The sequence below is a fragment of the Nitrospiraceae bacterium genome, assembly GCA_020632595.1.
Lineage (GTDB): Bacteria > Nitrospirota > Nitrospiria > Nitrospirales > UBA8639 > Nitrospira_E.
Genome location: JACKFF010000001.1, coordinates 717,638 through 740,987, shown reverse-complemented (window position 1 = coordinate 740,987; position 23,350 = coordinate 717,638). Strand labels below are relative to the sequence as shown.

22 protein-coding genes are annotated in these 23,350 nt (G+C 51.9%); 13 read left to right on the top strand and 9 right to left on the bottom strand.

What is annotated here, in order from left to right:
• Positions 1–305 precede the first annotated feature (305 nt).
• From H6750_03330 to H6750_03320, 3 genes are all read right to left on the bottom strand, one after another.
• Entirely contained in the window at positions 306–599 is a 294-nt protein-coding gene (locus tag H6750_03330; GenBank protein MCB9773343.1) for a putative addiction module antidote protein, read from the bottom strand.
• Positions 596–928: a type II toxin-antitoxin system RelE/ParE family toxin gene (locus H6750_03325; protein ID MCB9773342.1), complete on the bottom strand. Its 333-nt coding sequence runs from the start codon at positions 926–928 to the stop codon at positions 596–598. The genes H6750_03330 and H6750_03325 overlap by 4 nt, the downstream gene beginning before the upstream one ends.
• 193 nt (positions 929–1,121) lie before the next feature.
• Complete coding sequence (locus H6750_03320; GenBank protein MCB9773341.1) at positions 1,122–2,840, bottom strand: CocE/NonD family hydrolase; 1,719 nt, start codon at positions 2,838–2,840, stop codon at positions 1,122–1,124.
• 745 nt (positions 2,841–3,585) lie between these two features.
• On the opposite strand from H6750_03320, the gene H6750_03315 reads away from it, so the two are divergent.
• From H6750_03315 to H6750_03305, 3 genes are all read left to right on the top strand, one after another.
• Entirely contained in the window at positions 3,586–4,137 is a 552-nt protein-coding gene (locus tag H6750_03315; protein MCB9773340.1) for a metal-dependent hydrolase, read from the top strand.
• 88 nt (positions 4,138–4,225) lie between these two features.
• On the top strand, positions 4,226–5,149 hold the full coding sequence (locus H6750_03310; protein MCB9773339.1) for a cation transporter: 924 nt from the start codon (positions 4,226–4,228) through the stop codon (positions 5,147–5,149).
• Positions 5,150–5,221: 72 nt separating this feature from the next.
• Positions 5,222–6,805, top strand: a complete 1,584-nt coding sequence (locus tag H6750_03305; protein MCB9773338.1) for an ATP-binding protein — start codon at positions 5,222–5,224, stop codon at positions 6,803–6,805.
• 118 nt (positions 6,806–6,923) lie between these two features.
• Here H6750_03305 and H6750_03300 read toward each other — a convergent pair whose 3' ends face one another.
• Entirely contained in the window at positions 6,924–8,237 is a 1,314-nt protein-coding gene (locus H6750_03300) for an endonuclease/exonuclease/phosphatase family protein (GenBank protein MCB9773337.1), read from the bottom strand.
• Positions 8,238–8,358: 121 nt separating this feature from the next.
• On the bottom strand, positions 8,359–8,529 hold the full coding sequence (locus H6750_03295) for a hypothetical protein (protein MCB9773336.1): 171 nt from the start codon (positions 8,527–8,529) through the stop codon (positions 8,359–8,361).
• A gap of 41 nt (positions 8,530–8,570) precedes the next feature.
• On the opposite strand from H6750_03295, the gene H6750_03290 reads away from it, so the two are divergent.
• Positions 8,571–10,253, top strand: a complete 1,683-nt coding sequence (locus H6750_03290; GenBank protein MCB9773335.1) for a formate--tetrahydrofolate ligase — start codon at positions 8,571–8,573, stop codon at positions 10,251–10,253.
• Between the two features lie 51 nt (positions 10,254–10,304).
• On the opposite strand, the gene H6750_03285 is transcribed toward H6750_03290, so the two are convergent.
• Positions 10,305–10,745 (bottom strand): hemerythrin domain-containing protein, encoded by a 441-nt coding sequence (locus tag H6750_03285; protein ID MCB9773334.1) that lies wholly within the window; start codon positions 10,743–10,745, stop codon positions 10,305–10,307.
• Between the two features lie 449 nt (positions 10,746–11,194).
• Between H6750_03285 and H6750_03280 the strand changes: the two genes are divergently transcribed.
• From H6750_03280 to uvrB, 3 genes are all read left to right on the top strand, one after another.
• Complete coding sequence (locus H6750_03280; protein ID MCB9773333.1) at positions 11,195–11,473, top strand: type II toxin-antitoxin system Phd/YefM family antitoxin; 279 nt, start codon at positions 11,195–11,197, stop codon at positions 11,471–11,473.
• Positions 11,470–11,766, top strand: coding sequence for a type II toxin-antitoxin system RelE/ParE family toxin (locus H6750_03275; protein ID MCB9773332.1), 297 nt, complete (start codon positions 11,470–11,472; stop codon positions 11,764–11,766). Before H6750_03280 ends, H6750_03275 begins: the two co-directional genes overlap by 4 nt.
• A 106-nt stretch (positions 11,767–11,872) precedes the next feature.
• Complete coding sequence (gene uvrB / locus H6750_03270; protein MCB9773331.1) at positions 11,873–13,879, top strand: excinuclease ABC subunit UvrB; 2,007 nt, start codon at positions 11,873–11,875, stop codon at positions 13,877–13,879.
• 402 nt (positions 13,880–14,281) lie between these two features.
• On the opposite strand, the gene H6750_03265 is transcribed toward uvrB, so the two are convergent.
• Together H6750_03265 and H6750_03260 are read right to left on the bottom strand one after the other, a co-directional pair.
• Complete coding sequence (locus H6750_03265) at positions 14,282–14,689, bottom strand: DUF4321 domain-containing protein (protein MCB9773330.1); 408 nt, start codon at positions 14,687–14,689, stop codon at positions 14,282–14,284.
• Between the two features lie 56 nt (positions 14,690–14,745).
• Positions 14,746–15,417 carry a hypothetical protein gene (locus H6750_03260; protein ID MCB9773329.1) on the bottom strand — a complete coding sequence of 224 codons (672 nt, stop codon included), beginning with the start codon at positions 15,415–15,417 and terminating at the stop codon, positions 14,746–14,748.
• A 238-nt stretch (positions 15,418–15,655) separates the two neighbouring features.
• Here H6750_03260 and H6750_03255 point away from each other — a divergent pair, with 238 nt between their 5' ends.
• The 6 genes from H6750_03255 (at position 15,656) to H6750_03230 (ending at position 21,876) form a co-directional block, all read left to right on the top strand.
• The gene (locus tag H6750_03255) at positions 15,656–17,092 is read left to right on the top strand and encodes an SAM-dependent methyltransferase (GenBank protein MCB9773328.1); all 1,437 of its coding nucleotides are present in this window, start codon (positions 15,656–15,658) and stop codon (positions 17,090–17,092) included.
• A 261-nt stretch (positions 17,093–17,353) separates the two neighbouring features.
• The gene (tatA, locus tag H6750_03250) at positions 17,354–17,659 is read left to right on the top strand and encodes a twin-arginine translocase TatA/TatE family subunit (GenBank protein ID MCB9773327.1); all 306 of its coding nucleotides are present in this window, start codon (positions 17,354–17,356) and stop codon (positions 17,657–17,659) included.
• Positions 17,660–17,777: 118 nt separating this feature from the next.
• On the top strand, positions 17,778–18,065 hold the full coding sequence (locus H6750_03245) for a twin-arginine translocase TatA/TatE family subunit (GenBank protein MCB9773326.1): 288 nt from the start codon (positions 17,778–17,780) through the stop codon (positions 18,063–18,065).
• Positions 18,066–18,556: 491 nt separating this feature from the next.
• Positions 18,557–20,026, top strand: a complete 1,470-nt coding sequence (locus H6750_03240) for an alginate export family protein (GenBank protein MCB9773325.1) — start codon at positions 18,557–18,559, stop codon at positions 20,024–20,026.
• A 1,224-nt stretch (positions 20,027–21,250) separates the two neighbouring features.
• Positions 21,251–21,529, top strand: coding sequence for a DUF3047 domain-containing protein (locus H6750_03235; GenBank protein ID MCB9773324.1), 279 nt, complete (start codon positions 21,251–21,253; stop codon positions 21,527–21,529).
• Between the two features lie 137 nt (positions 21,530–21,666).
• Positions 21,667–21,876 carry a hypothetical protein gene (locus H6750_03230; protein ID MCB9773323.1) on the top strand — a complete coding sequence of 70 codons (210 nt, stop codon included), beginning with the start codon at positions 21,667–21,669 and terminating at the stop codon, positions 21,874–21,876.
• 183 nt (positions 21,877–22,059) lie between these two features.
• Here the strand turns inward: H6750_03230 and H6750_03225 are convergent, their stop codons facing one another.
• On the bottom strand, positions 22,060–23,154 hold the full coding sequence (locus H6750_03225) for a hypothetical protein (GenBank protein MCB9773322.1): 1,095 nt from the start codon (positions 23,152–23,154) through the stop codon (positions 22,060–22,062).
• Positions 23,155–23,350: the final 196 nt, after the last annotated feature.

Below are 23,350 nucleotides of genomic sequence, written 5' to 3'. Positions count from 1 at the left end.
AGGCCAATAAAGAGCCTCTTAATCAAATTAATGAATGAAAGCGATCCAAGCGTGAGGGACTCAAGTGAAGCTTGGCGAATAATGAATAAGATGGTGAAAGTTTTTGCTGGAATAATCCGCCCGCACTCTGCATTGTACATTTGCTACCCATACCCCCTTGGAATCCCTCCAAATTGACCATTTATCTGAGAAGGTTTTTTTTTAATATGGTATTTGTATACGTCTTAGGGTCAAGCCTCACAACCTCACATCAAGAAATTTAGTCGTTGGTGATGGGATTCCTTCTCGTTTCTTATGCGTCAGGCCTACCGGTTTGCCGTGACGGCGAGGCGGAATCCCAACGCGTGAAGAAGTGCATCGAGGCTTTTGAGTTCAGGATTACCCCGTTCGGAGAGTATTTTGTACAAGCTTTCGCGGTTGAGCTTGGCCTTTTCGGCGAGTTGGGCCACCCCGCCCTGAGCTTCGGCCACATTCCTTAATGCCAGCAGGAACAATTCGGAATCGCCCTCCTCCAACGCCGCGTTCAGGTATTCTTCCGCCTCACCGGCATCACGCAGACTTTCAATCAGGTCTGGTTGATAAGCTTTGCTTCTTTTCATGGCCTCCTCCTGTATTCGTTCCAATATCGTTTGGCGGTTTCGATATCTTTGGTTTGCGTGCTTTTGTCACCTCCACAGAGCAGCAACACGATCGTCGAACCGTCTTGCCCCAGATATATGCGATATCCCGAGCCGTAATCCATACGCAGTTCCTGCACCCCTTCGCCCACTCCGTGGCAGTCACCAAAGTTTCCCAAGCTGACTCGATCCAGGCGCACTCGGATCTTTGCGCGAACTTTACGGTCATTGAGGGAGGCAAGCCATTCATTGAATGGTTCTCGACCTTCCTCAGTAACAAAAATGCGAAGTTCTTTGGGTTTGGCTTCCACAGGCTTTATTGTAGTTTATAAGCTACAATGGGACAAGGGATAGGTGAGGCATGTAAGGGAATGAGGAAAAGGGTCGGGCATCTTCCGTTTCGGGGAGAGTGCGAGTTTGGCTGGGCTCAGATCTTTCGTTTCACTCAAGATGACAACTTTTTCCGGATATGCTTTTCCAGCAACTTGTTAGGGTTGGTAACTCTCAACGAATCACCGGCAGTTCAATGTGGGAGGGACGATCGGGGGTGTGCCAGACGTCCCATATGGGTGCCGGGCCATCCAGGTGTTGAAAATGATCCTTGTCGGCTCCCGCCAGAGCAATCCTGATGCGATGCCCTTTGTTGAATTGATAGGACGTGGGAAGTAACTCGACCAGCAGTGGCGCTACTTCACCTGGAATGAGTGGAGCGACATCGGCACGGCGAAACGTGTGAACGGGGAGTGGACCTGTGGAGGTGAAGATGGTGTCGCTTGGTTGCCATCGTCGATGGATGGCCCGCAATTCGCCTTCGGTGACGTAGTGCACGTCCCCTTCCGGTGTGACATCTTCCAGATAGACAAAGAGGTTTGTGTCTTGGGTGGTGGCAGAGAGGTAGACGGTGGCTATGGGATGCCCTGTGACTTCGAGCGCCTCTAAAAGCGGTTCAGACGTATAGACCAACAAATCTTGGTCTCGTTCTTTCCGATCGGGGTAGGGATCGTTCAGAGAAATACCCACTAGCGTGTTCCACCGGGAATGCTTGCCGGTTCCGGTGGTGAGATCCACCTGGTATCGATCGGGCTGGTCTTGTGCTGGAGGGGCATTCATGGAGAGCCCGCCTTCTTGTTGGAAATACATGGGAGTGGGAGTGGATTCAGGTGGCCAGCTTGTCGATGTTTTCCATTGTTCTTCGCCCATGGTGTAGTAGCGGATCGGTGGATCATGCGGGTGGCCGGTGGTCACGCCCTTCAGATGGACATCGAAAAATTTGAGCAATTCCGCCGCATGGTCAAACTGCGCGGGTCCAAGCGCGTAGGGACTGATCCGGCGTTTGCCTCCGTGGTCCCATGGCCCGATTATGAGCCGATGTGACGGCTGTTGGTGGTGGAGATACCGTTTGATAGCGGCCAGTTGATATCCCCCGTCGAACCACCCGCTGTAGCTGTAGATGGCTGCGCCTGATTTGGCAATGTCGTCGGCATAGGTTTGCGTGCTGAGCGCGTCGATGTTGGCGGCCTGTCCCGATGGTGGAGGGTCATCCCGAAAGACAATGTCCGAGGCTTCCCGGTATGGGCTCCAATTGGTCTCGTGGTCCCGCAGGGCGAGTGATAGGAGGTCAAGGTTTTTATCGCCATCCACCGGTCGTACGCCACGAACAAAGAGATTCGCGATGACGCCACCGTGGGGTAGGCGATTGTGGTCAAGACGATGAGTAATCGCACTCCATGTTTCGGTAAACCAGTTGAGGTGGATGCCACCTGGAAAGATTATTTCGGAGTAGAGATCGAAGCCTGAATACATCGGGGCAATCGCTTTAACGGCCGGATGTTGATTGATGAGTAACATTTCAGCGGTCCCGCCACTGTAGGAAATACCCATGGCCCCGACCTTTCCGTTCGACCAGGGTTGGGCGATGATCCAGTCCACAATTTCTGCGCCGTCTTTGATTTCCTCAGGGGAATAGGCGATCGGTCTGTTCCCGAATGACGCCCCGGACCCACGCACATCTACATCGACCCACGCATAGTCCTGTTGAAGGAATCGTTTGGCATAAGACCCGATAAGCCCCCGTGGACCGTCATCTTTGAAGGCGGAGACCAGCCATCGATAGTCGATTGCCCGCCAATACCGGGTTTGGTGTAAGAGGGTAGGAATGGTGTGGCCTGGCTTCAGGCCGGCGGGGAGATAGACATCCACCGCAATCTTGACCCCGTCCCGCATCGTGAGATACTGCGAGGTACGGTGAAATGTCCTGCCGTCTTGCTCTCCAGGGCTGCGAGCTGAAGACGGTGGACTGGCTGCCACCGGGTCAGAATGCTCAACATTATTGGGCGCACAACCTCCGAAAAGAGGGAGGGCCAGCCAAAGCATGAGGAAAGCCCATACACAGAAACGCTTCGGCATAGGGAGATGGGAGAAACGGTTGGCAGGTCGGAAACGGAGATTGATTTGTCTGAACATATGGAGTGAACGGGTCTTGGTTTTACAGCATTACCGTGTTAATCGGGAATTTATCGACTTTGTAACTGCCGGAAAAAACGATTGCTGTTGAACGCATCGCACTTGTGTCCCTAACTCCTGTGTCTAATGTGATGTTTTGTGTGGCCGGGTTTCGCCACGGCAGACGACCTACTTTTGTTTTGGCAAAAGTAGGCAAAACCATGGACGCCCCGTTTGGCCTTATTTGAGAGGAGGGATGCCAACTAGGAGGGCGGCCCAACTCGTAAGGCTCAAACAAGGCCCGCCAGGGGATGAGAGCGTCCCTCCTTTGGACCAGACGGCAGGCGTCGGACCATGGGAAACGGTCTTTCCTGGACTCCCATGAAAGAGCGAGGAGCCCTCTTATCTGTATGATCCGGAATATCCTCCTAAATCAGAAGATGTCATTCGACAAAATGGAAAAAAGGTTCTTGCGACATTCATAATAACTTCATGATAACAAGAGCGTGAAGAGAAGGAGAAGGTGATGGCCTCGGCGTTTGGACATGTGGTGGTGGCGTATGCCATGGGCAAAAGCCTGAGTATTCCATTTCATACCGCAAGATTTTGGTGGTTCACGATGGCCTGTTGTCTCTTGCCGGATGTGGATGTGCTGGGATTGGCGCTCGGGATTCCATATGAACATATGTTGGGGCATCGTGGACTCACGCATTCCATTGTGTTTGCCATGCTGGTGGGTTTGGTAGTGCCCCGGTGGGCCATTCCCACTCTTGCGTTGGGGACCAGACCGTATTGGGTGTTTGCTGTGTATTTTTTTCTCGTCACCCTGTCCCATGGATTTCTGGATGCCCTGACCGATGGAGGACTCGGCATTGCCTTTATTGCGCCGTTCGACTCGACCAGATATTTCTTTCCCTTGAGGCCGATAGCCGTTTCGCCGATTGGGCTCTCCGCCTTTTTATCCCAGGCGGGCATGGGCGTGTTGCTCAGTGAACTGGTGTGGATTGGGATACCTGTTGGAGTGTGGTTGTTGTGCGTACGCGTCATCAGAAAGAGGGGTGGGATGGGTCCCCGGTGAGACATCAGAGACCGGACTTTTATCCGGGATATCAGGTAACATTGCGCGTTCTCTCGCCGGGAATGTGTTTCGTATAATTTCAGGTCTAATGGCGTCATCTTCTAAAAAAGTTATCTACGCAGCGTTGATCGGCAATAGTCTTATTGCGGTCACCAAATTTGCCGCTTCGGCGATCACCGGCAGTTCAGTGATGTTAGCCGAGGGCATCCACTCCCTGGTGGATACCGGCAATCAAGGTCTGCTGCTCTATGGACTCCACCGTGCCAAACGACCGGCTGATGACCGGTATCCATTCGGGTATGGGAAGGAAATCTATTTTTGGAGTTTTGCTGTGGCCATTCTGGTCTTCGCCTTAGGCGCCGGAATTTCCCTCTATGAGGGCGTGTTGCATATCCTTCATCCTGAGCCAATTATCAACCCCATGGTCAACTATATCGTCTTGAGTCTCTCCCTCATCTTTGAGGGTGGCGCCTGGTACATGGCTTTCCGTGAGTTTTCCCGTGCCAAGGGACAGTGGTCGTATTTGCAAGCGGTTCAACGGGGAAAGGATCCGACCATTTTTATGGTCCTCTTTGAGGATTCGGCGGCGGTGCTGGGCTTGGCCGTGGCCTTTATTGGCATCTGGTTGGGACAGGTGACCGGGATTGTCTATATTGACGGCATTGCAACCTGTATCATCGGATTGATTTTGGCGGGGATCGCCATGTGGCTCGCGTACGAAACCAAGGGATTGTTGATTGGCGAAAGCGCCAATAAGGAAGTGGTCCAGAGTATTCGCGACATGGCCAATCAGCTTTCCGGGGTGGAGCATGTGAATGAAGTGTTAACCATGCACATGGGACCGAATTTTATTTTGGTGAATCTGAGCGTGGATTTTCGGGATGGCGTGACTTCGGAGGAGGTCGAGCGGGGTGTGGCCGCCCTGGATAAGGACATCAAGGCCAAGCATCCCCTCGTGAAACGGGTTTTTGTGGAAGCCGAAGCCCGGCGGGTCCTCAAAATTCCGGAATAATGCATCACGGTCTTTGCGTTGATGAGGTCCAAAGGGATGCTTAAGGCCTAAGAAAAGGGATAGACGATCGCGATGGGTGAAACCCGGGTTGATTTGCTTCATCTGCTTGAAGATTTGCGGGATGCCTATCCGGGCGCGCTCGAAGACACCATTCTTACCGAAATCATTGCGAACGCTCTGGATTCAGGAGCCAGTCGGATTGTGATGGAAGTGAATCCGTCCGCGGGCACGTTGATGGTGAGAGATAACGGGTCGGGCATGCAACGGAAAGACTTAGCCCGCTATCAAGACATTGCCTCCAGCACCAAACGACGGGGACAGGGGATTGGCTTTGCCGGTGTGGGTATTAAGCTGGGTTTGTTGGTGTGCCAGGAAGTCCTGACGGAAACCAAGCGAGGACACACGCATGTGTCTACCACGTGGCATTTGTCGTCACGGCATCGGGCTCCCTGGAAATGGGTCCCCCCGATCGGCATGGTGATTCAACAAGGCACTGCTGTCCGTCTGAAACTCCACAATGTTCTCTCTCCACTCCTGGATCAGGCATTTATTGAGGCGGCCATCTCCAGACATTTCCAACCGTTGCTGGATCCCACGTTTTCCACCATCCTGAATGCACACTATCCCCACGGGGTGACGTTTGAAATCAATGGGGTGGATCTGCCGCCTCAACGCTTTGAGGCGCCGCTGCATGCGCCTTTGGAAATTCGCTTGGCGCGCAAACGGAAACCCTCTGCGGTGGGATATCTGGTGCGAACGGGAAATCCTTTGCCCGACGATCTCCAAGGATTGGCCATTAGCACCTTTGGCAAAGTCATCAAGGCCGGGTGGGATTGGTTGGGGATTACCCCGCAGGCACGGGAACACATTTCCGGACTGATCGAGGTGCCTGGTCTGGCGGCCAGCCTCACATTGAATAAGGGTGATTTCATTCGTGTGGGAGCGCGAGGCGCGACTTATTTGGCCTATCGGAAAGCCATCCAGGAAGCCGTTCAGCGTCAACTTTCAGAATGGGGAGTGGTGGATAGTCCGGTCGAGGAAACGCCACCTCGCCAAATCAGACCGCTGGAACGGGATCTTGAGCGTGTGTTGGAAGATCTCTCCGATCTCTTTCCGCTCCTGGGCTCGTTGGTCGAACATCGGAAGGGTGGGCAAAAACGGTTACCGTTGGGAACGCCGGGCCCCTACGAGGCTATGCGCGCGGTGATGGTTCCCGGAGATGCCTCGCAGGATCAGGAAACGGAACCAGAACTCGTCGTTCAACCTCCCGGCAATGAACTTCCAGGTGGAGAGACCCCAGGTGAGCCTCGCGAGCCGGGAGAAGATGCCTCGGTGGTGTCGGACTTTCTGCTGCCGGACCGAGGCAGCCGGAGGGCTCCAGCCCGGTTTGGGCTCGGTATTCAATTTGAAGACCGGGAAGATGATCAAGAAATCGGGCGATTGGTGGAATCAACGGTGTGGGTGAATCGCGCCCATCCTGCCTATCAACGGGCGGTGGCGACACGGTCGGTCGGTTATCATATTGCTCTGGCGGTGGGGTTAGCCTTGGCCCCGCTGGCCGTAGAGGCTTCAAGCGAGCATGAATTTCTCACGGCTTTTCTCTCCTGTTGGGGCGAGGCAAGCCTCCCCAAGAAATCGAAGCCCCGCAAGCGGTAAGATTTCGTCGGAAATAGAGAATGGAATTGTTGAATAGTTAAATTTCCATCAGTTTGAGTTCCAACATATTATTGCGAGGCAATCGAGAGCAATGAGAGAGGGTTGGGTGGAAGGATGCTTAATCCTGATCGGTGTTCTCGATTTCCAACACTACCGGACAATGATCGGAGAGTTGCCGGTACGCGAGGGGATAGTTCCCTCGAATACGTTCACAGCCTGCCACGGCGCAATAGCCGGTGACCTGGACTGTGGTGACGGTCACTTCTTGCATCTCTTGTGGAACCAGCACATGATCCAGCCAGCCACCGCGTCCGCGAAAATAGTGAGAACATTGCGGGTGTAAGGTCAGATCAACAAACCCGGGTTTTTCTTTTGCAACTTTTCTACGCAAGTTTTTCAGCTCGGCGTCTCGTGATTGCCAATCGCCGGCGCCCATCGTATTAAAGTCGCCGAGGAGGATCACATCCCGATCGCGAGCGAGAAGTGGATCTACCGCTTCATCAATCCGGTTTAATGCGTGATGCCGGTCCTCTACGGCAAACACCGTGGGACCGGATTTTAAATGCAGTCCGATCAGATGAAAATCAACGCCATGGGGTTCCCTGGCCTGTACCCAGGCATAGAGTCCCGGGCGTAATCCGAAGGTACAGGCGTTATTGGCCGATTTTGCCTTCGTATTAAATTGCCACAAGCTTTCAAATTGCGACAAGGACACGCGGGTGTCGTTCCACAACAAACCGACGTGATGGTCCTCGGACCGGCCGCACGGTTGGCGATACCACTGCCATGTGTCTCCCGTCTGTTGATTCAGAGAAGCGATAATCCTGTCCCAGGCTTTGGTGGCCTCGGGGGTCGCCAGACTTTCCTGGATCGCGAGAATATCAATTTGCATCCAACGGATCGAACAGATCAACCAGTCGATGTCGGTCGGATCGGCATGATCCTCGCGTTGGTCCTTGGGCTGACCGATGGGAAACCATCGGATATTCCATGTGGCCAGCCGGATCTTGGAAGAAGATTGTGCGGCCATACGGCTGCCTTGCTTGACGGCGGTCTCGCACTGATCCCGGCTGGCCCATACTTCGTGCTCCCCTCCCTCAGCGGTCAGATGGCGGTCGGGTTTAGCAGTTGGTTTCGGATCCAGTGAACCGGCTTTGAGATATTTTTTATGGACCCAGGCCGTTTTCCCATCGGGCAGGCGGAGGAAAAGCCATTGTCCATGCTGTGCAGTCTCCTCAATCGTAGCGGAAGTGCCGGTTGGGACATGCTTCAGGTAGCTCGGGGCGGGGTTGCGATGAAGAGGTACTCCGATTGGCTTCGTGGCCTCAAGGATCACCGATTGCCCAACCTCAAAATTTTGGGCGAAGGTGATGCTCCAGCCACACATGGTGAAGCAGAAGACAAAGACGAATGTAGAGAAAAGTATATGCATGTCCTCTACTTACCAAAACTTGGGATCGAATACCAAGCGGGACCCGGGGTATCTGTTATGCGGAAAGAGGCCGTGAGACCTACCGACCTTCTTGTTGTCTGTTGGGCAAATCTCATGATGGTCATCGGGCATCGACCTGTTGCTGTTCTTCTTTGTCCTGGAGCCCCTGCTGCATCTCACTGGATTGGCGTGATTGAATCTCGAAATGAGGTTGTTGCTTCAGGCCGGCAGGCCACGGGGTGGGAGAAAGGGCCCGCCGTCCGCTTCGAGTATGCGATAATGAATATAACATCCAGACCGTAACCCCATACACGTTTTTGAGGAGTCAGCCTGATGAGCCATTCTTCCATTAATCTCGACATCGCCAACCGAATCCCCTTGCAACCTATCGCCGAAGTGGCCTGGGAAAAACTTCAATTGGATGCGAGTCAAATCGAACTGTATGGGCGGTATAAGGCCAAAATTCCCTTAGCATCCCTCCCGCCATTTCCGAGCAAGCCGGAGAGCAAGCTTATTTTGGTGACCGCCATGAGTCCCACGACCGCTGGGGAAGGCAAAACCACGACGCTCATCGGTCTGGTAGATGGATTGAATAAGATCGGGAAACGGGCAATTGCGGCCGTTCGAGAGCCAAGCCTGGGGCCCTGTTTCGGAATGAAGGGTGGCGGATGTGGGGGAGGGTATGCCCAGGTCGTCCCTATGACCGACATCAATTTGCATTTCACGGGAGATTTTCATGCGATCACCTCTGCGCACAATATGTTGGCGGCCCTGGTAGACAATCATTTGTATTGGGGGCACAAACCCCAGATTGATCCCCGTCGGGTGACGTGGGGTCGGGTGCTGGATGTGAATGATCGCTCACTGCGATCCGTGGTCACGGGACTTGGGGGAAAATCCAACGGGTTTACCAGAGAAGCCCGGTTTGACATCACCGCCGCCTCGGAGGTCATGGCCATTCTGTGTCTGGCGACCGACCTTCAGGATCTTCAGCAACGTCTAGGTCATATCAAAGTGGGGAGAACGGTCAACAAGGAAATGGTCTTTGCGAAAGATATCCAGGCGGAGGGAGCCATGATTGTGTTACTCAAGGAGGCGCTCAATCCCAATCTTGTGCAGACCCTGGAGCATAATCCGGCCCTGGTTCATGGCGGTCCGTTCGGGAACATTGCCCATGGTTGTAGTTCCGTCGTGGCGACCAGGGCGGCACTCACCCTTGCGGACTATGTGGTGACAGAAGGAGGGTTTGGTGCCGATCTCGGGGCCGAGAAGTTTTTTAACATTAAATGTCGAAGATCCGGTCTCGCGCCGGCATGCGCCGTGGTGGTGGGGACGATCAAGGCGTTAAAACTGCATGGTGGGGCCAAGGAAAAAGACCTTGAGCAAGAAAATCTGGACGCACTCCGCCAAGGGTTGCCGAATTTATTACGCCATTTGGAGAATGTGAAAAAATTCGGGGTGCCCACTGTCGTGGCCATCAACCAATTTACGAGTGATACCAAGCGGGAGCTGGCACTGGTGGAGCAGGCCTGCGCGGATCATGGGGTCAAAATGGCTCTGGCGAATCATTGGGCTGAAGGCGGCGCGGGTGCCGTGTGTTTGGCCGAAACCGTTTGTGAGGTCATCGAGAAGGAGCCCGCCGACTTTCGCGTGCTGTATCCTGATACGATGCCGCTGGCAGAAAAAGTGCGAATTATCGCCAGGGAGATTTACCGGGCAGAGGATGTGGAGATTCCACCGGCTGTCCATGCCCGTTTCGCTGAACTCGAAACAAACGGGTTCGGGCATTTCCCCATTTGTATGGCGAAGACGCAATACAGCTTTTCCACCGACCCGGCCCAGAAGGGAGCCCCGACCGGATTTACGCTTCCGGTGCGAGAGGTACGTCTCGCGATGGGCGCAGGGTTTGTGGTGGTCATTACCGGGGATATGATGACGATGCCCGGACTTCCGCGCGTCCCGGCGGCTCAATCGATCGGCATCGACGCAAAAGGGAATATTGTGGGGTTGTTTTAGAAAGACGCACGTGACGGTGCATTGCGCCAGGGGGTAAGCCGGTCGGGGGGATCAGTTTCCCATCCGGGCGAGCAGGGAGGCCCGCTCTTCGTCGCTGACGCAATTGTCAATCCACGGATAGAGGATTTTTTCTTCCTTCACATTGTGAGCCGTTAAAACCTGGAGCAACCCTTCTTCCGCTTCTTCAGTAGTAAGGTCTCCTTCTGCGACTTTTGCCTGAATCTGTTCCAGAAAGTTCTTGATCTGCCGATGTTCATGTCGCATGACTCCGGTCGGCCCATGGTCCCTGACCATTTCCGCTTGGGCCTCAAAGACCGGAAAAAGAATCTCCTCTTCCCACCTGATATGCCGATGCAGTCCGGTGGTCAATTCTTGAAACAGTAATCGGGCTTTTTGAGAATCCTGCTTCTTGAATGCTTGAAATCGGTTGAATATTTCATCCAGGCGGTCATGATCCTGTCCCATAAACTCTGCAATGGTGGTTGTGCCCATACGTTCTCCTTGCCTATAGGCTGGGTGTCCCGGGTGTTTTTGGAAGTGTTGAATAATTAAGATTTTTAAGGACAAATTTGCCCAGGATTAGATTACTCAACACAGGCTCCGGGTCGGTTCAAAAAAGTCCGTCCAGCAAGGCCGCAGCCGTTTTTACGCGCGGAGCGTATGCTTAATACGTGAGCACCGAAAAATGGCGAGAACGCCGCTGGCGGCTTTTTTCAACAGACCCTTTTGGGATGATCCTGGACCGGCGGGCATAAGAGCGTCAAGAGGATCCAGGGTTTTACTCTTCGATCGCGGCGCAAGCCTTCATAACTTATACCATGTTTGCTTTCTGAAGAGCGGATTCCACTGCTCGATTGTCTTCGGATCGTATCATCTTGTCTGGTTTTTGGATGACCAGTATAATGGTTGGATATCGAACTATTTGGAGGGGAGGATTTCTGATGCCGCATGTGGATCAATATGTGTCAGTGACGCAAGCGAAGACGCAACTCCTTGAACTGATCCGTCAACTACAAAAGCGTCAGGATACGGTAGGCATTACACGGGACGGAGTGCCTACGGCTGTGCTTCTCAGCATGGAGCATTTCGAAGGATTGATGGAAACCCTGGACATTCTAAGTGATCCGAAGACCGTGCGCCCGCTTCGGAAGTCCCTCAGGCAGGTTCGATCCGGTCGTTGGGAAACACATGAATCCATCTTTGCCGACGAGAGTGAATGACGCCCTATCGTGTTCGGTATACCCCAGAGGCCGGGGGCCGCATCCGCAAACTGCATCCTGAGGTTAAACAAGAAATCCGGGATGCCATTCGAACATTGCAGGATGCACCCTTAACAGGGCATTCTCTCCAGCAAGAACTCTTCGGCTATCGATCATACCGTGTGCGGTCCTACCGAATAATTTATCGACTCAATGACGACGAGCGGACTGTTGATGTGATTTTTATTGGACAGCGTCGAAATGTCTACGAAGAGCTTCTCTCGCTGGTTCGCCGTCCTTCCTTTGGGAATTGAGTTCACCCCAATTTACTTGCCCGAAATGTGGGAGTTGAGAGTTTTTTGAATCACGTCGTGTAATCCATACCTGCCCCTCCTGTTTGCCTTGTGATACATTGGGATGATGCACGCAACCAATAGCTTTTCGCTTAAGTCTGATTACACACCCAAAGGTGATCAAGGTAATGCGATTGCCGCGTTGACTGATGGCATAGAGCAGGGGCTTAAGCATCAAGTGTTGTTGGGGGTCACGGGTTCTGGGAAGACGTTCACCATGGCCAATGTGATTGTCAATGTGCAAAAACCTACACTGGTTGTGGTCCACAATAAGACGTTGGCGGCTCAGTTGTATCAGGAGTTTAAATCATTTTTTCCAGATAATGCGGTCGAATATTTTGTGAGCTATTACGACTACTATCAGCCGGAAGCCTATATTCCGACTACGGATACCTATATCGCTAAAGACTCCGCCATCAACGACACCATCGACCAGATGCGGCATGCGGCCACCACGGCGCTCCTGCAACGCAATGACATTATTATCGTGGCATCCGTGTCATGTATCTATGGCCTGGGATCGCCTGAGGTCTATCACGACATGTTGTTGTATCTGGAGCCGGGCATGGAGATTCGCCGGGAGCGCATTCTGGCCAAGTTGGTGGACATTCAATATTCGCGGAATGATCTCGAGTTGCAGCGTGGGATGTTTCGGGCACGCGGGGATGTCATCGAGATCTATCCCGCTTCGTCCGATTCGAATACGATTCGAGTGGAATTGTTCGGCGACGAAGTGGAAGCCCTGTATGAAATCGATCCGTTGACCGGCCAGTCATTGCGAAAGCTGCCGAAAATTGCGATCTATCCCAAGAGCCACTATGTGATTGCGCCCGATCGCTATGAACAGGCCATTGCCGGCATTGAATCAGAGCTGGAAGAACGCATTGCCTACTTTCGCCGGACCAATCAATTGCTTGAAGCGCAACGTATTGAGCAACGGACGAGATTCGACCTGGAGATGATTCGAACGATGGGGTATTGCCATGGGATCGAGAACTATTCCCGTCACTTGAGCGGACGGGCGCCGGGCGAGCCGCCACCGACCCTGTTGGATTATTTCCCCACAGAATTTTTGCTGATTGTGGATGAATCGCATGCCACCGTGCCGCAGTTTGGCGGGATGTACGAAGGAGACCGTTCACGCAAAAATACCTTGGTCGAGTACGGGTTTCGCTTGCCCTCGGCGATGGATAACCGGCCCCTGAAATTTCCCGAATTTGAAAGGTGCATGAACCAGGTGGTGTATGTTTCCGCGACTCCGGGACCATATGAACTGAAGCATGCCGGCAAGGCGCTGGTTGAGCAAATCATTCGCCCCACAGGCCTGATTGATCCGGTGATGGATGTGAAACCGGCGAAGGGCCAGGTCGAACAGTTGCTCGGGGAAATCCGGCTGCGAGTGGCCAAAGGGCAGCGGGTGCTGGTGACGACACTGACCAAGCGCATGGCGGAAGATCTTACCGAGTATTATCACGATCAGGGGTTACAGGTGCGCTATTTGCACTCGGATATTAAAACGCTCGAGCGCGCGGACATCATCAGGGATCTGCGTAAGGGGGTGTTTGATGTGCTGGTCGGCATTAATTTATTGCGTGAAGGATTGGATTTGCCGGAAGTCAGTTTAGTGGCGGTGCTGGATGCGGATAAGGAAGGGTTTCTCCGGGGATATCGTGCCCTGGTACAGACAGCCGGGCGCGCGGCCCGTCATCGTGAAGGCACCGTGATTTTGTATGGCGATGTGGTTACGGATTCGATGCGGAGGGCGTTGGACGAAACCGGCCGCAGACGAACCATCCAATTGGCATACAATGCCGAGCATGGGATCACGCCGGAGACGATCAAAAAACGCATCCACGATTTGGAGTACCAATTGGCGGAAGCCGATTATGCGGATGTTTCTCTGGCGGCAGAAACGGTTGCGGCATACGGGGGCGAAAAGAATTTAGAACAGAATATCGCCGCATTGGAAAAAGAGATGAAGGCGGCAGCCAAGGCCTTGGAATTTGAGCGAGCCGCCCAGTTGCGCGATACCATTCGTGTTCTTCGCCAAAAGCAGATCCAGGTTGGAATTTAAATCAGAATCACCGCCTTCTTTCATTTTCTCTTATTGAGATCCGGGATAGTGACCCGCTTCCTTTCCTCTTTCCGTTATTCCCTATGGTAGGGAGTGTTGAATAATAAAGATGTTCAAGGGCAAATTTGCCCAGAATGAGATGACTCATTAAAGGCTCCGGGTCGGTTCAAAAAAGTCCGTCCAGCAAGGCCGCAGCCGTTTTTACGCGCGGAGCGTGCGCGTAGTACGTGAGCACGGAAAAATGGCGAGAACGCCGCTGGCGGCTTTTTTCAACAGACCCATGGTAGTAAGTGGTGATCTATCCGCAACGAACCCACCACAGATTCGCAATACAGACTGGCTGGCATGACCACGCCGGCAGGAGAGTGTTTCGAGAGGTACGGTCCGAGCGTTTGGGTTTGTCTATATGTGTTTATAAACGTAGGCACCGAGGAACATCCCCAAAACGGTGAGGAGGTTCATTTTCAAGAGGAACCCGAGTGTGAATTTTATCAAGACCAAATTGACGGTCACGGGCGGGTCTAAGCCTAAGTTTAATGCCTGAACAAAAATATTTTGCACGGTGCCCTGAGGAGCCACGACCTGAAGAATTTCCCCTAAAATACTGCCTAACAGTCCGCCAATAAAAATAAATAAGAGTAAGTAGCTTCCACTCTTTTTTAACACCCGTTGCCTCCCGGCGCATTGTTGGAGATCAGGGAATTGCGTGTACGCGATCTCTGGAATGTATGAGAAGTTTGCACGAAATGACGGCTGGAATGGCCCAAAAATATGCTTAGGGTAAACTGCTGAATACCTTACAAGAAACATTGAATTGAGTCAAGAAATCACCCGGCGGAAAGGGTCTGTAGCCCCAAGAGAGTGTTTTAGGGTAAAGCGGGTGCGACAGGGTGCGGAGCAATGGTAAATCGCATGGTGCCCAATTTATTGACGTCATTGGCGATATACCCCACGAAGATTTCGACGCGGTATTGGCCAGGCTGCCAGGTTCCGTCCGGTGGGAAAAATTTCAGAAACCCACTCTCGTCTTCCGTAGCCAGATCAACGATATCTTCGTCGAGCCATTGAGAAGCATTCATTCCGGTTTCTGATTCAGAGAACAGACGGCCAATGATTTGATAGGACGATAAATGTTCATGGACGGTAAACACCAAATACACAGATGTGACGTTGGGCAGGAATGTCTCAGTTGGCCTGACGGGTATGTGGGTATGGCCGCCCCTGGTGGTCGGTTTGACCTCGAAGCTTTCTGCAAAATCTAAATCCAAAAATACTCCCCCGGGTCTTTTATCCAATGAGGGGATCAGAGGAGATTGCGAGTAACTATCATAGAGGGATGGAACATCAGAAAAATGATCGGGCGGAGTATCATATTGCGAAAACCCGTGTTGTGTGTCTTTCGGTTGAAATACGGAAGGGGAGTCGGCCTGAACGGGAGAATCACCGCCCCAAGCGGTGCCGAGCATCGTAAAGAGCATGATACAGATCAAGATGCCAAACAGGAGGTTGCGCGGCATGACGGGCAAAGGATGGTTCATACAGATTTTTGTGTAGAGTTGTGGTGACTCGGAAATCGGTTTTTCCAAAAATCTTTCCGTTCTTTTTAAGAATCCACGTTCTCTACCTTCAATGGCGCCATTGAGTCAAGGACTTTCGACCTTGCCTTGCAGCACCATGAGGTGTTTGTTAAGATTCCGGCCGGTTCTACGCATTTTCATCTACTTTGTTGCCACTGGCATTTTCATTCATTCTTTCTAAGGAATATAGGTTAGAACTATGGGTGCTTCACCAAGTATGGATCCCGATGCATTGCCGCAACTCGTAGGAGATTTTCAACCGGTCGATATGTGGCAAGCCCACATTAATCGCCTATTTTACGGATTGAGGGGAAGTCGTGTTCGAGATTATTACCAAACGGTGGCCGCGGCCGATTTCCGGTTAGGCTTTGCCTTGGCGGAGGACTATTGGCGTCGGTGTGGACAACGGGCGAAAACTCAAGGTGCTGATCAAGGGACCACACCATTGACCGTGATGGAATGGGGCGCCGGGAATGGGAATCTCGCGGCTTGTTTCTTGGATCGTCTTCAGGAGTTGGATCAAGAAAAACGGATATTTCCAAGAGTCACCTATCGTTGTATAGAGCGCGAGCCGGTCTTGTTGGAGCAAGCCAAAGCCAACACGGATCTGGCTAAGCATCGTGAGCGGGTTACGTTTGACCTTGTGTCTATCGAGGATCTCTCGGACTTTCCGGATGGGAGTATTGATCGGATTTTCTGCAATGAACTCTGGAGCGAGTTGCCAACCAAGCTCATTCTGCGAAAAGGGGGTGAAATTCATGAGGAACAGCTTCGCCCCAATCTGAACGAAAAGCGGTTGGCGGATTTCCCGGATTGGCCAAAGTTTATAGAGGCCTTTGGCCAGCAGGACATCGAATCTCTCGCCGCGTTGCCATCGTTTCTCGAAGATCTCGTCTGGGAGCGGGAATATCGCCCGATCGAGACCAAGGACTTTCCGTTTCGCCGCACGGTCGCCGAGTTTCTCAAGCAGATCGACGAAGAAGTTCTCGTGCCCTACAACGTGGGCGCGTGTCAGAGCCTCAAGGAGGCCAAGCGATTATTGGCCCCGAACGCGATCGGATTTAGCGGTTTTGACGCAGGGACGGTGGATCCGCAGGTGCTGAATGACCCGGAAAAGCCCTGTTATACGGTCCAGGGTGGCCAATTCAGCTTTATGGTGAACTTTCAGTTGATGCAAAACGTAGCCAAGCATTTGAATATTCACACGGGTGTGATTGAATCGCAACGGGATTTTGTGGGACGGAGTTTGTCAACCAATGTGATCACTCTCATGGATCTGCTGGCATCACATCCTTCGCCGCCGGAAGGCCAGGCCTGGCAATTGGACGCGTTGATCCTTCGAACCCTGGAGGCATTGAACCGCACGTACCGGAGTCCCTACCAACGTCATATCGAATTTCCGCTTTCCGAAAGTACTCCTGCTCACGAACGCACCGGACTAGAAAATCTGGTGCAATCGTTACCGCCACAGGGTGTGCCGGATACCATCGCCTATCTCACGGAATCGGAAATTTGGAAGGCTATGCCCGATTTGGAAAAATTGGGATACGATTCAGAAGGCATCAAAGGCATGTTGGAGCTTCCCCTGCAGCCGGTGGATTACATTCACATGTTTTTTGCCGTGAAGGATTCATAATCATTCTAACGGTTGGGTGATGGGTTTTGTCGTGTGCCATTGATTAGGGCGGAGCGCGGTCATTAATGGTTGTGTCATTGGAAGTCTCTCGCCGGAGGAGTGGATCCTGTAATGGCAAAACCGCAATCTAAAAAAAGTCCTTACCGAATGCAAGAAATTGGCAATCAGGTAGATTTTTTGAAAAGGGTTGTGTATACTGCGGCGGATTTTTCCAAGAATGTAAAGAACGTCAACACTCATTCACAATAAAACGAGGTAGCTGTGTTTGGATCGTTTGGATGGATGGAGCTTATGCTCATCCTCATCATTGTGCTCATCATTTTCGGTGCAGGGAAAATCCCGCAGCTTGGTGAGGGCTTAGGCAAAGCGATAAAGGGCTTTAAAAAGTCTGTTGCCGAAGCGGATGCGCTGGATGTGACGCCTAATGAGCCAGGCGCAGGCGACCAGGCCCAACCGACCCAACCGGAACAATTGGCGAGCCAACACCAGACAGCAGAGGTTCCTCCTCCGCCACCGCCGCAAGGGGTGTCGCAGCCCACGGAATCCACGCAATCCAAACAGGGATAATTCGCGGGTGAGATTGACACGGTGAAGACCGCCCACCGAATGGACAGGCAGCATGGACCTAAGCCTGATCAACGCTCAAGGTATCTGTTTAGCGGGCAGACTATAGAGGAGTGCGAAGATGTTCGGCTTAGGAGCGATGGAAATTTTGATCATCCTCGTCATCGCGTTCCTGCTCTTTGGTCCTAAGGAATTACCTGAAATCGGCAAGCAGGTCGGGAGAGCGGTCAAAGGGTTTAAAGAAACAACGGAAGATCTTCGGCAATCAGTTGAGCCGGAAATCAATATGATTACGCAGGAATTCAAATCGGTCGAGCAAGATTTGGAATCATCAATCAAAGAAGCCGAAGCAGAGATCAAAGGGGCGACAGAACAAGCCACCGAGTCCGGTGGATCCAAAATGGGGTAGCTAGGGGAGGTGCGACTCCGTGAGGATGTTGACTGCTGGATCGTTTCGTTGACACCCAAGCTTTATTTCGATTTTTAAAATTTATCTGTCATCACGAAATCCTTCCGGACGGTCATCAGACTGTTCATCGTGCGCACTGCGGGCGGGTCTACGGTTATCTTCTGTCGTGTGGTTTTTGCCACTATCGTAGCATTCAGGCGATAGGGCTATGAACCAGAATCATCGAGAAAGTCAGGAAAAAGACATTACTTTTAATGATTTACGACAAAGAATGTGACTTGGCATCTAAATGGCAAACAATAACAGATCGGAAGAGTCGTAAAACAAAGATTCATTGGTTTATGGAAAACATGGTAGTGCTTGAGACGGCAAAAATTACGCAGTCAAGAAGGAAGCGGATGAAAGAAACCACCAGCTCTGGATGGTAGTAAATGGGGTACAGGGCGTTGGATCTTGAATCCACAGGGCTATTCACCAACAGGAGGAGTGCAATGAGGACTTTTTACCGATCCTTTACCAGGTTGACAGCAGCGGCTTTGATTGTCGCCATGTCTGCAGCACCAGGGTTGGCCGCCAAGACCACTCCGGCGACCGACAAAAACACCAACGTGCCGGCGGTGCCACGGGCTATTCCCGATTTGGTGCCCTATGGCCAGTTTGACCCACCCAAAGGGGTCTTTGATCCCAGCAAGTTGACGATTTCCGGCGACATGCGTGTTCGGCCAGAGTTCCGGACGAATGGGAACTTTAGCAACAACGGGGATTCCAATTCCTTTTTCACGCAGCAACTCATCCGGTTGGGATTTAATTACGACCTTTCCCCGGATGTTGTGTTTTTTCTCCAACCTCAGGTTTCGAATAACTTTGGTGCGATGCCTAACCCCAATAATGTGAGTGGGGCAGGGAATCCCAATAGCACCGATGCGCACCTGTTCCTACGTCAAGGGTTCATGTTGGTCAGAAATTTCTTAATGCCGAATTTGACCTTGAAAGCTGGTCGACAACTTATGGTATGGGGAAATCACCGGATCTTCGGTCACTTTGACTGGAACAACGTCGGTTTCTCTTTCGATGGTATTACGATGCGATATAACCATGCTACCGTGCCGGTGGAATTGGGCTGGTTGCGCGTGGCAGAAGGAAACTGTGTACAAAATGCAGGGGGATGCACAACAGGGAAAGCCAGTAAAGGTGACGGCGACATTCTGTTCTTACGTCTCCCGATGAAGTTCGGGTCTGTCGCAGTCGAACCTACCTATATCTATGAAGACGGTGGTGCAACCACGGGAGCCGGTGCCCCGGCTCAAGGTGCCGGTGGACAGCAATCTAATCAAGAACGAAGCACCGTCGGTGCCCGTGTCGCGTTCAAAGAGGGAATGTTCGATCTTACGGGAGAAGGCTATTGGCAGTTTGGTGAATTGGGTCCTGTAGGGGGAGCGAGTCAGACTCGTATCAATGCGTTGGCTGGACATCTGGACGGTGGTGTGACCTTGCCGGTTCCCATGCAGCCCCGTATCGGTGCGGAAATCAACTACGCCACGGGTAGCAGCAATAAGGATGGTGGCCATACCTTCAGCCAATTGTACCCGACGAACCACATTCATTTCGGGTACATGGACTTGATGTCCTGGCAGAATATGTTGACGTATGGCGGAAACTTGCAACTGCGTCCGACGCCAGAAAGCCATTTCGAAATTGCCGGACATATCATGCGATTGGCGAACAAGAGGGACAACTGGTACACGGCTTCTCAAGCCACCTTCTTTAGCACTCCTGCAGGCAATAACGAAAAGTCTCTTGGTGGTGAAATTGACGTGGTGTATACTTTGTTCTTCCAAAACAATAAGGTGGGATGGCAAGTGGGCTACGGCCACTTCTTCACCGGGGATTACTTGAAGAAGAACGGGTTTGGTACGGCTGATCAAAACTGGGGCTACACCCAACTTTGGATCAACTTCTAAGAGTCATTGTTAACAAGGGGATTTAACCCTCCCCGTTATCCTGAGCGCCCCGGTTGGTATTCCCAGCCGGGGCGTTTTTTTTTCTTAGCCCTCGCTTGGTGCCAGGCAGGGCCTTGTTTTGGCAAGGCAGTTGGGGTCTTTTTCTCTCGGGAAGAGAGCCAAAATCATTGTCACCCAGATCGGCCACATTTATTCGTGCTGACGCAGGCAATGCTCACTTGAGAGGCTCAGCCCGAGTTTGCCATTTGGTTTGAATGTGGATCTAGTTCGCCGATTTGCAGGTGGATGGGGACAGTTTTCAAGTCTAGACCCGTTGAGGTCTTTGCTTTGGCTCGACACAGGCATCATTTCCTCCCGATCGTTTCGGCGTCGATCAGTGTGCTCACAAATATCAGCCTGGTGTTGGCGTGTGGGGTATTAATGGGGCACGGCCAATGCGGATTACCAATACACGGGAAAGGATTTGGATGGCCGCACGGCCTCTTATTTTTATGAATCCATGAACCATCACGGCACTCTGGGCCGCCAGGTTTTGATGTGGCGTAGTAACGTTCCAAGGGCTTGATTCCATTTTGAAGAATGCGTTCTTCACGCAGTCAAAATCCGGGCGGTCTTATCTTCCTGTGTGTTGAACGGCCTGTTTCATCTCAAATTCTGTTTCTCCACCAGATCCGTGGAACGGTATTACTGTGTCACAAGATCTCGGTATCGCGTGGAGGAATGGTTCTCTGATTTCTATAAGGGAGTGTTGAATAATTAAGATTAACAAGGACAAATTTGCCCAGGATTAGATTACTCATCAACGGCTCCGGGTCGGTTCAAAAAAGTCCGTCCAGCAAGGCCGCAGCCGTTTTTTCGCGCGGAGCGTACGCTGAGTACGTGAGCACGGAAAAATGGCGAGAACGCCGCTGGCGGCTTTTTTCAACAGACCCTATAAGTATTTCAAAATTTCCAGGGTATAGAGTGTTCTTTCTCGCTGGCATTAGGCGTGAATTGATTAGGCATGTGAAAAAGCACCTCTCGCCACGATTTTTTCGGAAAGGTTCGTAAGGCAATACCAACTAATAAAATTTCCTTGATCTTCTTTCTGTGAGGAGCGGGTTTTTTGTGCTGTGCTATTTTTGAGTTGGTACCGACGACTTTCGGCGCCACTACACCAATTCCCCTTTTTGTATGAACGGACATCATTTTCCCGTTTTCGAGAGTTTGCCTCATGGGTGGTCTATGAAAGTGGGAGAAGGGAACGGACAGGTTCAGGTGGTACAAGAAGACCATCGTAGAGTCTTGCGTCTTGAAATTGAGCGGAGATGTATGAGTTGGTCCCGTTCGCTGACGGCAAATAGTCCAGCAAATCCTTTCCTCTCCTGGGAGTGGAGCGTGCTCACGCTGCCTACCGCCGAAGCGATCAGACAATCCTCACAAGGCGATCACTGTACCGCTTTTTACTTGAGGTTTTCATCCAGAGAGGCGCCAAGCAGGCAAACCATTCTTGAATATATTTGAGACAATGCTCGTCCTGTGGGGACAATCTTTGTGCGCCCAAAAGATCCGTCAGTGCATGATGTGGTCGTGCGCAGCGGGCCTTCCCGGATAAGAAGGTAGGTACAGAAGAGCGGAATGTACTTGCTGATTATCGCAGCATTTTTGGAGAGGAACCCCTCATTTTAGAGGGTATGTCCTTAGTGGTTGATTCTGTTCAGACGGGTTCGAAAGCTGCCAATCTGTTTGGTCCTATCGCCTTTCATTCCGAGTTCAAAACGGCCAGGGAAATACAGGATCAGGGGGAAGAGCAGTCTCAGGGGACTTCAAAGAATAAACTGCTTAGGGCTCTTCGGGGTATTGGGGATTGAAGCACTCACAAGCGACCAAGGAATGTTTCTTGATCATCCATATGGAAATTCAATCCTGTCTTTCTTTCATTTGATGATTGGACAGGATTAAAATGAGTTCTACCAACACCCATGCATAAAGGTTGTATCCCTCAAACGGGTAACCATGTGGGATTCAAAAAAATTCTGGTGAATGATTGTTGGCTACCTGGAAGATGGTTTTCTGGGTCCTGGTTGAATTTCAGCACGGATGGTATGGGTTCCAGGCGGCAGGCCTTCAGAGAGGATGATTCCGATGATCAACTCTCCTTGGAGATGTTCGGTCACCTGACCCAATCGTCCCCGTATTTCTGCGGTCCGCTTTTCCCCCGGCTTAAAAGATCCTAATGGGACGGGAAGAGGGGCTACCCGTTTAAAAGCCTCAACCAAGGTAGGGGTCCCCCGTAACTCCACATAGGCCGATGGAATGGCTGTTTCGCTGGCATTGGTCGTTTCAATTAAAAGGATAATGGCCTCTCCGCCCTCCAACACCAAATTGCGGTTGGCATCAATTAATTTGGTTCTAAATTGAACCGATGGGCTTGCAACGGGTGGGGCCGTGGTCGGCACGCCTGCAGCCGGACTTTGCAGCGCTGGTGGAGGGGAACCTGGTTGCGGGGCGACAGGTTGCTGACCGGTATTGAGTTGAACCAATTGGGGGAGAACTCCTGTCATCTGTTTAGCCAGAGTTTCAGCGGCGTCTGCTACCGTTCCGTCAATTTGATCGGTGTGGCATGAAACGGATTGACTGGTGAGTTCCGGCACCCATAGCCTGACTTTCTGGTGGTAGGTCAGGGGACTCTGGGCAAGAGAGGTCCCGTTCGCATCTTCGTAAAGGGCATGGAGTTTCAGATCCACAAAGACGTCGTACCGATCTTCTTGCCCCGACCGGGTTACTGGATCGAATCCAAATTGCTCGAGACTCAGGACGATTCGATAGCCATCGGGAGAGACCCCTTGCGCCTCTCCGACGGGAGGTTCGGCTCTTACACCCATGAATCGTTCCTGGCCGACCTGGAGAAATGTTTTGGATATGATCTCGCCTACCGGAATGGTATAAGGTAACCCACACCCGCCCACGGTCTGAGTATAGGTCAGAAGATTGGATGCAAAGGCGTAAGTGATCGTGACAGGGATTCTTGGTTCGTGTTTATCATCGAATGCCAGGCGGGGGACGGAGATTTTGTCGCAGGCGGAAAAAACGGAAACGACAACCACAAGTATGACATAATGGAAAAAATTTTTTAGCAGTGGGCACACCGGCTTACCCTACCCCAAGATCCTGAAAGATGGCAACTGGATCACGTGTTTTTCCAGAGACTTTTCTCTTGCTTCGGCAGTTTCGAATCTTAGGCGAATTTTCGGTTCCCAGGATCATCAATAAAAAGTCTTTGAAGAAAAGATACTGGAAACCATGAGGAGCCAGGGAGGAAGGTTCTGGCCAGCAGTAGTATGG